Genomic DNA, 12,843 nt, shown 5'->3' with positions numbered 1-12,843 from the left:
TTCAGCCAGCGCTTACTGCGGCAGCTTGTCGTCGACGCCCTTCACATAGAAGTTCATGCCGAGCAGCGTGCCATCATCCGCGACTTCCTTGTCCTTCAGCCAAGGCGTGCCGTCCTGCTTGGCGACCGGCCCGGTAAAGGGGTTCCAGCCGTCGGCGATCTTCTTCTGGGTGGCTTCCGCCATCGCCTTCACGTCGTCGGGCATGTTGGTGTAGGCCGCCATATGGACCGCACCGTCCTTGATGCCGAGCCAGACATTGTCAGGCTTCCAGGTGCCGTCGAGGGCTGCCTTGACGCGGCCGACATAGTACGGACCCCAGTCGTCGGTAAGCGAGGTCAGCTGCGCCTTGGGCGCGAACTTGATCATGTCGGACGATTGGCCGAAACCTTTCAACCCGCGCTCCTCGGCAACCTGCAAGGCGGCCGTGGAATCCGTGTGCTGAACGACGATGTCGGCGCCCTGGTCGAACAGTGCCTTGGCGGCATCGGCTTCCTTGCCCGGATCGAACCACGAGTTCACCCAGACGATCTTGGCCTTGAAGTTCGGGTTGATCGACTGCGCTCCGAGCATGAACGAGTTGATGCCCATCACCACTTCGGGGATCGGGAAGGAGACGATATAGCCGGCGACGCCCGACTTCGATTCCTTGGCGGCGATCTGGCCCAGAATGTAGCGGCCTTCATAGAAGCGCGCGTTGTAGATGCCGAGGTTGTCACCCGTCTTGTAACCGGTCGCGTGCTCGAACATCACCTTCGGAAACTTCTTGGCGGCCTTCACTTCGGGATCCATGAAGCCGAAGGATGTGCCGAAGATGATCTTGCAGCCTTCGCGGGCCAGACGCTCGAATGCACGGTCGGCGTCGGGGCCTTCGGACACGTTCTCCAGATAGGCGGTCTCGACCTTGTCGCCGAGCTCTTTTTCGACCTGTAGGCGGCCCTGGTCGTGCTGATACGAATAGCCGAAATCGCCGATCGGGCCGGTGTAGACCCAGCACGCCTTCAGCTTGTCCGCAGCCTCGGCGGACGCCGCCAGCGAGAATGCGGCGGTCGTGGTCATCAGGGCAATAAGTAGTTTTTTCATCGTGTTACCTCTCTGTGTTAAGCCTTGGAGCTTCCCGTTTGTTATTTTTATCAACGATCCGGAACGAATGGCTGCCCCAAGGAAGCCGGCGTGTTCATCATCGTCAAACGCTTGTTGCGCGAGATTAGAACGAGAACCACGACGGTTGCCAGATAGGGCAACGAAGAAAGCAGTTGCGAAGGCACCGGAATACCAAAAGCCTGTGCATGAAGCTGGCCGATCCAAACCGCACCGAAGATGTATGCGCCGGCCAGCACCCGCCATGGGCGCCATGAGGCAAACACCACCAGTGCAAGCGCGATCCAGCCACGGCCGGCGCTCATGTTCTCGACCCACTGCGGTGTGTAGACCAGCGACAAATGACCGCCGGCAAGGCCGGCACAGGCACCTCCGAAGATCACCGCGAGATAGCGGTAGCGGATCACCTGGATGCCGAGTGCGTGCGCCGATGTGTGGCTGTCGCCGATCGAGCGCAAGGTCAGCCCCGTGCGGGTCTTGAACAGGAACCACATCACGGCGGCGGTCAGGGCGATCGAGATGTAGAAGATCGGATCCTGGCCAAACAGAAGGCGGCCAACGACAGGGATTGAGGTTAGGCCGGGGATGTCGAGATTGGGCAGCCGCTCGCCGGGCTGGCCGACAAAACTGGTTCCCATCATGCCTGACAGGCCGAGGCCAAGCAGGGTCAACGAAAGGCCGGTCGCTACCTGGTTGGTGGCCAGAGACAGCGTCATGACGGCAAACAGCAGCGAGAACAGAGCGCCCATGGCGATCGCGGCCAGTAGCCCGATCCATGGTGAGCCCGTCAGGTAGCTGGCGCCAAAGCCACCGACCGCGCCCATGATCATCATGCCCTCGACGCCAAGATTGAGCACGCCGGAGCGTTCGACGACCAGCTCACCGATTGCCGCGATCAGCAGCGGCGTGGCCGCCGTGGCGATGGTCAGAAGGATGTTTACGGTGATGTCCATCAGCGGGCCTCTTTGAGCTTTGGCGTGGCTTCGAGTTTGGTCGCTGCCTCGGGTTTCGTCAGGGCAAGGCCGATGACGCGGATGCGGTAGTGGATGAGCGTGTCGCAGCCGAGCACGAAGAACAGCAGCATGCCCTGGAAGACGCGCGCTACCTTGTCGGAAATGCCGAGCGCGCTCTGTACGGCTTCGCCACCGAGATAGGTGAGCGCCAGCACCAGCCCTGCGGCGACGATGCCGAGTGGATTGAGGCGGCCAAGGAACGCCACGATGATGGCGGTGAAGCCGTATCCCGGCGAGATCACCGGCTGCAACTGGCCGATGGCGCCCGAAACTTCCGATATGCCGGCGAGCCCAGCCAACGCGCCCGACAACAGGAAGGCGAAGAACACCATGCGGTTGATGCCGAAGCCGGCGAACCGTCCCGCCCGTGGGCTGGAGCCCAGCACGCGGACTTCAAAACCCTTGAGCAAACGGCTCATCAGGACCCAAACCAGCAGCGCGGCAATGATCGCGAAAACAAATCCCCAGTTGGCGCGCCCGGCATCCGGCATCAATTGGGGCAGTATCGCTGAATCGCCGAACTGGATCGTCTGTGGGAAACCGTGACCTTGCGGGTCGCGCCACGGGCCGCGCACCAGCCAGTCGAGGAAGAGCTGAGCGACATAGACCAGCATCAGGCTGGTCAGGATTTCATTGGTGCCGAAACGCGTCTTGAGCAGAGCAGGGATCGCCGCATAAGCGGCACCGCCCACCATGCCGAGCAACAGCATCAACGGCAGCACCAGCGGGCCTTCGAATTGCGGGAACAGCACCGGAATGATCGACCCGACAATGCCGCCAAGGACGAATTGACCCTCTGCGCCGATGTTCCAGATGTTGGCCTTGTAACAGACCGACAGGCCGACCGCGATCAGGATCAGTGGTGCTGCCTTGATCGCCAGTTCGTGCAACTGCCACGTCTGGCTGATCGGCTCGATGAAATAGATGTGGAATGCATTGAATGGGTTGACCCCAAGCAGTGCGAACATGATCGCACCGGCAATCATTGTCAGCGCAAAGGCAATGAAAGGCGATAGCGCCGAAAACAGCATGGATCGCTGTGGGCGTTTGACGAGTTCGAGGCGCATCATGCCGTCTCCAGCGTATGTTCGGCGTGACCGGGCTCCGCACCGCCCATCAACAACCCGACTTTCTCGAAAGTTGCTTCCGCGATCGGCATCGGCTTCGACAGCTCGCCATTGTGCATGACCGCGATCGCATCCGACATCTCGAACAGTTCATCGAGGTCCTGGCTGATGACCAGCACCGCCGATCCGCTGCGCGAAAGTTCGATGAGCGCCTGGCGGATATGAGCGGCGGCACCGGCGTCGACACCCCAGGTGGGCTGGTTGACCACCATGACGCTTGGCCGGCGATCGAGTTCTCGTCCGACAATGAATTTCTGCAGATTGCCGCCCGAAAGTGCAGCGGCCTCCGGGTCCGGCGCGCTTTTGCGCACATCCATCGCCTCAATGATGCGTTGGGCGGCGCTGTAGATTGCCCCGCTCTTGACCATGCCGCCGGCGCCGACAAAAGCCCTGCCATCAGTGGCGTGACGTGACAGAAGCAGATTTTCGGAAAGCTTCATGCGTGGCGCCGCACCATGACCAAGGCGCTCTTCCGGCACAAAGGCGGCGCCGAGCAGGCGGCGCCCCGTAATCGTAAGGCCGCCGGCATCCTTGCCGCGAATCCGCACCGAGGCGGCGTTCTGCTGCAAAACTTCGCCGGATACGGATTCAAAGAATTCGCCCTGACCGTTGCCCGCGACGCCGGCAATGCCGATCACCTCACCGGCCCGCACATTCAGGTTGATGTTCTTGAGCGGGATCGAGAATGGCGTCGCCGGCTTGCGGTTGAGATCGCGAATTTCGAGCAGGGGCGCAGCCTTGTCGATGCCTTCGACCGGTGCGCGCACCACGGCCTTCACCTCGTTGCCGACCATCATGCGGGCCAGCGACGACGCCGTTTCCTCACGCGGGTTGCAATGGCCGACGACTTTGCCGTGACGCAGAACGGTGGCGCGGTCGCAGATGCGTTTGACCTCTTCCAGCCGGTGCGAAATGTAGAGAATGGATTTGCCCTCCGACCGCAGACGCTCAAGCGTCTCGAACAGCTTGTCGGCTTCCTGCGGCGTCAGCACAGAGGTCGGCTCGTCCAGAATGATCAGCTGCGGCGTCTGCAGAAGGCAGCGGATGATCTCGATGCGCTGGCGCTCGCCGACCGACAGGTCGCCGACCAGTGATTCCGGATCAAGCGGCAGGCCGTAGCTGTAGGATAGCGCCCTTGCCTTCGCCGCGATGCTGCTGATCGGCGAACCGTCATCCAATGACAGCGCGATGTTTTCGGCAGCGGTCAGCGCCTCGAACAGCGAAAAATGCTGGAACACCATGCCGACGCCGAGCTTCTTGGCAACGCCTGGACTGGTGATCCTGACCGGTTGGCCGTTCCAGGAAATCTCGCCGGAATTGGGTTCCAGCGAGCCAAACAGCATCTTGACCAGCGTCGACTTGCCGGCGCCGTTTTCACCCAGCAACGCGTGGATTTCACCTTTGGCGATGTTGAGATCGATGTGGTCGCACGCCGTCAGCGTGCCAAATACCTTCGTGAGGCCACGAACCTCAAGCAGGTTCGCGCCGTCCTGATTTGCACTCACAGTGCCTCCCATCTGGTTTGCCAGATATGTTCTGTGTTCCCGCAAGCATCGTAGGCGCGGCCGGCTCCCATCGGAAAGCGGCACGCGTCTTGAAAGAGCTTCAAGAATTTCAGCGGAAATTCAAGGGATAGCAAGGCTCAGCGTACTAAGGGATGAGAATGGTAGTCCCCGTCGTCCTTCGCCCTTCGAGGTCTGAATGCGCCTGGCCGGCATCGCTTAGCGCATAGCGCTGATTGATCTTGATCTCGACCGCACCGCTCAGCACGACATCAAACAAGGCGGCGGCGGACACTTCGAGGTCCTCGCGTCTTGCATTGTAGACAAACAGCGTCGGCCGGGTCGCGAACAGAGACCCTTTCTGCGCCAGCAATGACATGCTGAAGGGCGGGATCGGTCCTGAGGACTGGCCAAAGCTGACAAACATGCCGAGTGGCTTCAAACAGTCGAGCGAGGCCGGAAACGTGTCGTTGCCGACCGAGTCGTAGACGACGTCGCATTTCCTGCCGCCAGTAATGGCGGCCACACCGGCAACGAAATCCTGCTCCTTGTAGTTGATGACATGGTCGAAGCCATGCGCCTTGGCCAGTTCGATCTTGTCGGTCGAACTGGCAGTGCCGATGACAGTCGCACCGAGATGCTTCGCCCATTGGCCAAGGATCAGGCCGACGCCGCCGGCGGCGGCGTGAAACAGGATCGTATCTCCCGCCTTTACCTTGAATGTGCGGCGCAACAGATATTCCGCGGTCATGCCTTTCAGCATCATGGCAGCGGCCTGTTCGTCGCTGATGCCGTCAGGCACTTTCACCACCCGGTCTGCTGCGATCACGCGCTGCTCGGCATAGGCACCGACGGTCGTCGCATAGGCAACGCGGTCGCCGGGCTTCAGCCAGTCGATGCCTTGGCCGGTCTCCAACACCACGCCCGCGGCTTCGCTGCCCGCGATCAACGGGAATCCGCCCGGCGGCGGGTAAAGGCCCGAACGATGGTAGACATCGATAAAGTTGAGGCCGATCGCGGTATGCCGGATCAGGATTTGCCCTTCGCCAGCTTTGCCCGGATCCGTGTCCTCATAGGTCAGGACTTCCGGGCCGCCATGGGCGTGGATGCGGATCGCTTTGGACATGGATAGGTCTTCCTTGGAGACGGGCTGGTCAGGCCTTCTTGGCGCCGAGTTTTGGAAAGAATTGCATGATGCCGCCGATGCTGGCGAGATAAAGCCCGGTGATGGTAATGCCGATCTTGGTGAAATCGCTGACCTGTTCCCCAAGCACGCCAATCTGATCGTAGAAGGCGGCAAGGGCTGCCTGCGCCAACGCCAGCGCACCGAAGGCACACCACAGCAGCGTCATGCCAAGATTGAGCGGCCGCAGGCGCACCACGCGAACCGGGTGGATGAAGTTGATCGGCACGAAGGTCAGGATGCCCGCCGCCACCACCACGGCGAAGGAAACCCACTGGCCCGGTTCGATGACGAACAGCGTGAATACCACCATGTTCCACACCACCGGAAACCCTTTGAAGAAGTTCTCCTTCGTCTTCATGCCCGTGTCGGCATAGTAGATGGCGCTGGAAACCACGATGATTGCCGCGGACAGGAACGACAGCCCCTCGCCCATGAAGCCGCGCTGATAGAGCGCGAAGGCCGGGATCAGCACATAGGTAACGTAGTCGATGATGTTGTCGAGCAGTTCGCCCGACCATGTCGGCAGGATTTCCTTGACCTCGAGCTTTCGCGCGATCGGCCCATCGATGCCGTCGACGAACAGCGCCAGCCCGAGCCACCAGAACATCGCGGTCCAGCGCTCCTCGCTGGCCGCGACCAGCGAAAGAAACGCCAGGAACGAACCCGACGCGGTAAGCAGGTGGACCGAAAACGCCCTTGCCTGCGGCCAGGTGACCTTCTTCCTCGGTCGCGGAATCCGATCCCTGATCTTCTTGGCTGTGGTATTCTTGCTCACGGGCCCCGCCAATCCAGCTTGCAGATTTCGGCCGAGCGGCCTGCGAAATTCCAGTTGCGGCCGAAAGCCCGCATCTTGCTCTTGTCGGACCTCGCCACGATGATCTCCGGCGCGATCCAGTATTCCGAGTTGGTGATCACAGTATCCTTGTCGCGGTCTTTCCCAGGAATTGGCGTCACCGCCCCGTCGATGATCTTCGGTATCTGGAAGATGCGTGTCTTGTCACGTGTCTCATAGGTGATCGGTACCTGCTCGACACCTAGAAATTTGCCAACAAGAATGGAAAGCAGCGACGTGGTTCCGCCCGCCTTGCCGGTAAAAATCTTGGTCAGAGCCTTGACGGCGTAAACCGAGGCACGCTTGTCGATGAACAGGCCGGCGGTCCAGTTGCCGCGGCTCATATAGCCGGGGATTTCCATGATCAGCCCGAGATTGAGACCGGAGAGATCAACATCGCCAAAGTGTCCTGCGTCGATGCGGAAACCGGCCCAGGTCTGGCAATAGCCTTCGGTCGGCGGATGATTGCCGAGGGACAGCACGCAAGGGCAAAAAACAGTGCAATTACAGGAGAGTACGAGCTCTCCCTTCATTGCCCAGCCGTGATCTGCCATCGGACTTCCCCTGCTCACGCCGAGACTACAAGCAGCGCGGCTGCCCAGACAAGCAGTATCGCACCAGCCAGCCGGGTTGGAAGCCTGCCCGCGGTCTGTTTTTCGATCAGGGTGAACAAGCCGATCAGCGCCATCCAGAAGACGTTCATCACGCCGACGGCGAACATCACCAGCATCAATGCCCAGCAGCAGCCGAGGCACCACATGCCTTGCGCCAGTCCAAGCCGGAAGATGCGAACAGGCCTTGCACTCCAGTTCGCGAACAGGATCGAGAACGGGTTCCTGCATTTCCGCAGACAGGCTTCCTTCAGGCCGCTGAATTGATAGAGACCAGCAATGAGCAAGGCCAATGCGCCGGCAATCCCCACGACGGGATCGAGCACCTCGTCGGATGCAGCAACCGAGTGGATGGCAAGGGTGAGCGCCGCGAACATCACTGACGCGGCGAGCCAGACGCCAAGATAGCCCGCGACCAGCACCAGCGGATGAACGACCGGCTCGCCCTTGATGCGCGCGGTGTCGGCGATCTCGCAATAGGTTCGGATCATCGGCGCCGCTGAAGGCAGCATGGTCGCAACCGCCATCAGGAACCACATCAGAACCAGCGCCGCCATCCGCAAGCCGGCATCTCCGTCCAGTGGTGTCGGCGTGATGCACAATGCGAAGAATCGCTCCGTGAAATCCGGCAGCGGCAAATTCGGCAGGAGTTTGAGCATCGCATCGCCAGGAGCGCTGATGCCGGCAGCGCGTCCATCGGCGTTGCGAATCGCCATCGCGGCGAGACACAGCCAGGCAAGCGCGATGCCCGCGACGACGACGGCATTCACCGCCGTGCGCGGGCGGCGTGCGACCTTCGCCGTGGCACGGCCGGCGCGGTCGAGATGGCTGAAATCGTCCTGCGGACCGCTCATGACTACCGAATGGGCCGAATCGCCGCGTTGATCAAGCCGCATGAATTGACCTATATGCGAGTTGACTCGCGGGTCAGGTGGATCGTCCCGCGTCGCAACCTGGAAGCCTATCTTGGAGCATCAGGAAACAGCGCGGATATTGGTTGCCGGCACGGGTCCGGCAGGGCTGATCGCCGCCCTCGGCTTCGCCGAAGCCGGTTTTCCTGTGACGCTGATCGGCCTGGAAGCCGGCGGTCCCGACGGCCGTACCACCGCCTTGATGAACCCTGCCCTGAAAATCCTCGAGCGGCTGGGCATTCTCGACGGCCTCAAGCCCAAGGCCGCGCCCTTGAAGGTGATGCGGATCATCGACGCCACCAGCCGGTTGATCCGCAGTCCGGTGGTGACCTTTCGCGCCAGCGAAATTGATGAGGACCAGTTCGGGCTGAACCTTCCCAACAGCGTTCTCAATCCAGCCCTTGCCAGGACGGTTGCCGCGCAAGCCGGCATCGACTGGCGGAAGTCGATGGTGGAGACCTGGCATCTTGATGCCGAGCAGGCCTGCGCGGTGCTTGCCGACGGCAGTGAGGTCAGGGCTCCGTTGGCGGTTGCCGCCGATGGACGGCTTTCGCCGGCGCGCGAGGCCGCCGGCATCTCGACATCGGCTCGTTCCTATCCGCAGGCAGCGCTCGTCCTCAATTTCAGCCATCGCAGCGACCATACTTTCACCTCGACCGAATTCCACACCGAGACGGGTCCGTTCACCCAGGTCCCCCTGCCCGGCAACCGCTCAAGCCTTGTCTGGGTGGTGAAGCCCGAGACGGCGAAGGAACTCGCCGCGTTGGATGATGCGGCGCTTTCGGTGCGGGTCGAGCAGCAGATGCAGTCCATGCTCGGCCGGGTAACCGTCGAGCCGGGCCGGCAAATCTACCCGCTTTCAGCGGTGACGCCGCTGTGTTTTGCCCAACATCGGGTGGCGCTTGTCGGTGAAGCCGCGCATGTGTTTCCGCCGATTGGTGCGCAAGGTCTTAATCTTGGCATCAGGGATATTGGCGATCTGATTGGAATCGCTAGTGAAAATCGCTCTGATCCAGGCGCGGCCAAGGTTCTTGCCGCATATGATTTGAAGCGCCGGCCTGACATCCTGGCGCGCAGCAGCGCGGTCAATCTGCTCAACATGTCCCTGCTCTCCGACATGTTGCCGGCTCAGATGGCGCGCGGAGCCGGTCTTGGCATGCTCGGTGGCTTCGCTCCGCTTCGCGCCTTCTTCATGCGCGAGGGCCTTAGGCCAGGCAGCGGGTTTGCCGCGATTGGCGGCGGACTGCGAAGGTCGGTGCGCCGATAGCGAACATTTCGGCGATCTGCGCCATCGCGGAGCTTCGACCGTCGCCCATTCTCCCACCAAAACCTTTGATCTATTTCACGCGTAGCTTAAAGAAACCGGCCGCTTCGGGAGGAAGCGGTTGCTTTGGGATTGAATTGACGCGGCCTGTGCGCCAGATAAGCTAAGGAATTCAAGTGGTGAGTACGATGAAAACAGCCAAATTCGCGATCGGACAGGTGGTTCGCCACCGGCTGTTTCCGTTCCGTGGCATCATTTTCGACGTGGACCCGCAATTCGCCAACACCGATGAATGGTACGAGGCGATCCCAGCCGACGTGCGGCCGCGCAAGGATCAGCCGTTCTATCACTTGCTCGCCGAGAATTCGGACACCGAATACATAGCCTACGTTTCCGAGCAGAACCTGCTCGCGGACCAGTCGGGCGAACCGGTGCGGCATCCGCAGATCAAGGAGATGTTCGACAAGCGGCCGGACGGGCGCTACGAGCCGAAACGGCAATTAAAACATTAGCGCCGGCCTCAGAGCCGACGGAAACTAAAAAAGCGGGGCATGACCCCGCTTTTTTGCTGTTCCGTTCTTATCGGGAAATCAGTTGGCGGTCTTCGCCTTGTCCTGCTCGTCCTTGAGCTTCTTGGCGAAATCCTGGTTGTTCTTGGCCACGAAGTCCTGAAGCTTCTTCTGCCGGTCTTCGATATCCGACTGCTGCAGCGCGGGGCCGTCATAGGCGCCGCTGAAGCCGCTGAGTGCGATCTTGATCGGGTTCGGCTGGTTCTGGAAATTGACCGAGGTGAGCGTTATCGCCTGCCCCTTCTTGAAGGAAGCGACCAGTTGGTCGGTCAAAGGCACTTCCGCCACGCAGCGGTCAGGGAAGCAAATGACATAGTCGAGCTTCTGCGCCTTGCCGGTGTCGATCTGCAGGCCAATGCCGGGAGGCACCAGGCGGCCCGTCGGCACGGTGACCTGGAACACCTTGCGGTTCACCTTGCCCTTCAGTTCGATCAGGCTGACGCCTGTAATCAGCTGACCGTTGCCGGCGGTGGTGATGTTCTGGACATTGCAGATGTCGACATCTTCCTGCTTGGTGCAGGCCTTGAACCAGCCTTGCGGAATTTGCTGCTGCTGCGCGTTGGCCGCAGGAAGCTCGGCGCCTAGAAAGCCGACCACGCCAGCGGCCATGACCGAAAGGCGATACGCGTTGCTGTTCAGGCTCGTCATGTCGTGTACTTCCTCTCAAATGATCCCGGGACCGGCTTCTTCGCGCCGTGTGGTCCAGCTACCTGTTGCCGAAATGAGGCAACAGAATGACTTCGGACGGCGTGTTACACTGCATGTGTTGGCGAATCCAGCCCAGGCGCAGCAATTCTTGGCGTCGGGATTGGCCGTGGCGCTGCTAGGTCATGTAAGGTGCCCATCGAATCATCAAGCCGACCCATTTAGGAGACGGTCATGGGCCGCATTCTTGTCTGGCTGATCGCCGCATTGTGCTTTTCGACGCTGTCACCCGGCTCCGCGCTATCGGAGCCGAGATATGCGATCGCCATGCAAGGAGAGCCGGCATTGCCGGCCGATTTCACTCATTTCAACTACGTCAATCCCGATGCGCCCAAGGGCGGCAACGTCACCTATTGCGTCGTCGGCAGTTTCGACAATCTCAACCCCTTCATCCTGAAAAGCCTGCGCACCACCGCGCGCGGCATGATGGACACGATTTTTGGCAATCTCGTCTTTGAACCCCTGATGCAGCGCAATGCCGACGAGGCGTTCACGCTCTACGGATTGATTGCCGACAGTGCGGATATGGATCCCGAGCGCAAGAGCATCGAGTTCCATCTCAACCCGAGCGCCAAGTGGTCGGACGGCCAGCCGGTAACACCGGAAGACGTGCTGTTCAGCTATGATGTGTATACCGAAAAAGGCAGGCCGCCCTACAGCGACCGCATGGCCAGGATCGCCAAGCTCGAAAAGACCGGCGACCACAGTGTGCGCTTCACTTTCAACGACAAGGCCGACCGCGAGTTTCCGCTGATCATCGCGTTGACGCCGATCATACCGAAGCACGCTTTCGACAAGGGGACTTTTGACAAGACAACGCTGAAGCCCTTGATCGGCAGCGGCCCGTATACGATAGCGCAGGTGCAACCAGGCCAACGCATTGTGTTCAAGCGCAACCCCGATTACTGGGGCAAGGATGTCCCGTCAAAGCGCGGCTTCGACAATTACGACCAGATCACCATCGAGTATTTCCTCAACGCCAATGCCAAGCTCGAGGCCTTCAAGAAAGGCCTTTGCGCCATCAACGACGACAGCGACCCGGTCAAGCGCGAGCGCGATCTTGATTTCCCGGCCTTCCACAAGGGTGAGGTCATCGCTGAAACCTTCGACACAGGCATTCCGCCTGTCGTGACCGGCTTCCTGTTCAACACACGGCTGCAGAAGTTCGCCAACCCGGTCGTTCGGCGCGCGCTTGGCATGCTCTACGACTTCGAATGGGCCAACAAGAACCTGTTCGGCGGCAAATACGCGCGAACCATGAGCTATTGGCAGAATTCGGAACTGTCGGCGCTTGGCCATCCGGCCGACGAGAGGGAAAAGGCGCTGTTGGCGCCCTACCCCGGCAGCGTGCCGGCCGATGTCTTGGATGGCACCTACCTGCCACCGGTTACCGACGGCTCGGGCCAGGACCGCAAGGTGCTGAAGGCCGCTTTCGATCTGCTGAAAAGCGTTGGCTACAAAGTGCAGGATGGGGTGATGCTCGATCCCGAGGGAAAGCCCTTCGGTTTCGAGATATTGACCTCGTCACAAGATGAGGAGCGCCTCGCCGGAATCTATCAGCGCACGCTGGAGAAGATCGGCATCAATCTCACCATCCGCAGCCTTGATGGCGACCAGATCCAGTCGCGCAAGCAGCGTTTCGATTTTGAAGTCCTGGTTGGGTCGAGCGGATTCAACAACTCGCTATCGCCGGGTATCGAACAGATCGGACGCTGGGGATCCGCCGCCGCCAAGGCCGAAGGATCGTTCAACCTTGCTGGCGTTGCCGATCCAGCTGTGGATGCGGCGATCGACGCAATGCTGCGCGCCCGCACCAAAGAAGACTATGTCGCTGCCGTTCGCGTGCTCGACCGATTGCTGATTTCCGGCAATTACATGGTGCCGATGCAGCACAATACCCAGCAGTGGATTGCCTATTGGAACTATCTGGAACATCCTCGCAAGACACCCATATACGGCTATCAATTACCGACCTGGTGGCGCAAAGCGAACTAGGCTTCATGGCGGCACTTTTGATATTCGAGA

General features: G+C 60.5%; 12 protein-coding genes. 3 read left to right on the top strand and 9 right to left on the bottom strand.

Annotation, left to right across the window (positions count from 1 at the left end; all coding sequences use genetic code 11):
* Nucleotides 1-12: 12 nt before the first annotated feature.
* The 8 genes from GA829_RS22000 to GA829_RS21965 all read right to left on the bottom strand — a co-directional run bounded on the left by GA829_RS22000 (nucleotide 13) and on the right by GA829_RS21965 (nucleotide 8,265).
* Nucleotides 13-1,080, bottom strand: a complete 1,068-nt coding sequence (locus GA829_RS22000; RefSeq protein ID WP_195174748.1) for a BMP family ABC transporter substrate-binding protein — start codon at nucleotides 1,078-1,080, stop codon at nucleotides 13-15.
* A gap of 50 nt (nucleotides 1,081-1,130) precedes the next feature.
* On the bottom strand, nucleotides 1,131-2,051 hold the full coding sequence (locus GA829_RS21995) for an ABC transporter permease (protein WP_195174747.1): 921 nt from the start codon (nucleotides 2,049-2,051) through the stop codon (nucleotides 1,131-1,133).
* Nucleotides 2,051-3,181: an ABC transporter permease gene (locus GA829_RS21990; RefSeq protein WP_195174746.1), complete on the bottom strand. Its 1,131-nt coding sequence runs from the start codon at nucleotides 3,179-3,181 to the stop codon at nucleotides 2,051-2,053. The genes GA829_RS21995 and GA829_RS21990 overlap by 1 nt, the downstream gene beginning before the upstream one ends.
* The gene (locus tag GA829_RS21985) at nucleotides 3,178-4,755 is read right to left on the bottom strand and encodes an ABC transporter ATP-binding protein (RefSeq protein ID WP_195174745.1); all 1,578 of its coding nucleotides are present in this window, start codon (nucleotides 4,753-4,755) and stop codon (nucleotides 3,178-3,180) included. Before GA829_RS21985 ends, GA829_RS21990 begins: the two co-directional genes overlap by 4 nt.
* Nucleotides 4,756-4,888: 133 nt before the next feature.
* Complete coding sequence (locus tag GA829_RS21980) at nucleotides 4,889-5,866, bottom strand: quinone oxidoreductase family protein (protein WP_195174744.1); 978 nt, start codon at nucleotides 5,864-5,866, stop codon at nucleotides 4,889-4,891.
* Between the two features lie 28 nt (nucleotides 5,867-5,894).
* On the bottom strand, nucleotides 5,895-6,701 hold the full coding sequence (gene pcsA, locus GA829_RS21975; protein ID WP_195174743.1) for a phosphatidylcholine synthase: 807 nt from the start codon (nucleotides 6,699-6,701) through the stop codon (nucleotides 5,895-5,897).
* Complete coding sequence (locus tag GA829_RS21970; RefSeq protein ID WP_195174742.1) at nucleotides 6,698-7,312, bottom strand: DUF1326 domain-containing protein; 615 nt, start codon at nucleotides 7,310-7,312, stop codon at nucleotides 6,698-6,700. Before GA829_RS21970 ends, pcsA begins: the two co-directional genes overlap by 4 nt.
* Before the next feature lie 14 nt (nucleotides 7,313-7,326).
* Nucleotides 7,327-8,265, bottom strand: a complete 939-nt coding sequence (locus GA829_RS21965; RefSeq protein ID WP_195174741.1) for a DUF2182 domain-containing protein — start codon at nucleotides 8,263-8,265, stop codon at nucleotides 7,327-7,329.
* A 70-nt stretch (nucleotides 8,266-8,335) separates the two neighbouring features.
* Here GA829_RS21965 and GA829_RS21960 point away from each other — a divergent pair, with 70 nt between their 5' ends.
* Together GA829_RS21960 and hspQ are read left to right on the top strand one after the other, a co-directional pair.
* Nucleotides 8,336-9,547, top strand: a complete 1,212-nt coding sequence (locus GA829_RS21960) for a UbiH/UbiF family hydroxylase (protein WP_195174740.1) — start codon at nucleotides 8,336-8,338, stop codon at nucleotides 9,545-9,547.
* 185 nt (nucleotides 9,548-9,732) lie between these two features.
* Nucleotides 9,733-10,056: a heat shock protein HspQ gene (gene hspQ / locus GA829_RS21955; protein ID WP_195174739.1), complete on the top strand. Its 324-nt coding sequence runs from the start codon at nucleotides 9,733-9,735 to the stop codon at nucleotides 10,054-10,056.
* A 78-nt stretch (nucleotides 10,057-10,134) separates the two neighbouring features.
* On the opposite strand, the gene GA829_RS21950 is transcribed toward hspQ, so the two are convergent.
* On the bottom strand, nucleotides 10,135-10,761 hold the full coding sequence (locus tag GA829_RS21950; RefSeq protein ID WP_195174738.1) for an invasion associated locus B family protein: 627 nt from the start codon (nucleotides 10,759-10,761) through the stop codon (nucleotides 10,135-10,137).
* A 231-nt stretch (nucleotides 10,762-10,992) separates the two neighbouring features.
* On the opposite strand from GA829_RS21950, the gene GA829_RS21945 reads away from it, so the two are divergent.
* Nucleotides 10,993-12,813, top strand: coding sequence for an extracellular solute-binding protein (locus tag GA829_RS21945; RefSeq protein ID WP_195174737.1), 1,821 nt, complete (start codon nucleotides 10,993-10,995; stop codon nucleotides 12,811-12,813).
* The last annotated feature ends 30 nt before the right edge of the window (nucleotides 12,814-12,843 follow it).

Source organism: Mesorhizobium sp. INR15, assembly GCF_015500075.1.
Classification (GTDB): Bacteria; Pseudomonadota; Alphaproteobacteria; order Rhizobiales; family Rhizobiaceae; genus Mesorhizobium.
Note: the sequence above shows the minus strand (reverse complement) of the source record. Positions and strands in the feature narration are given on the sequence as shown.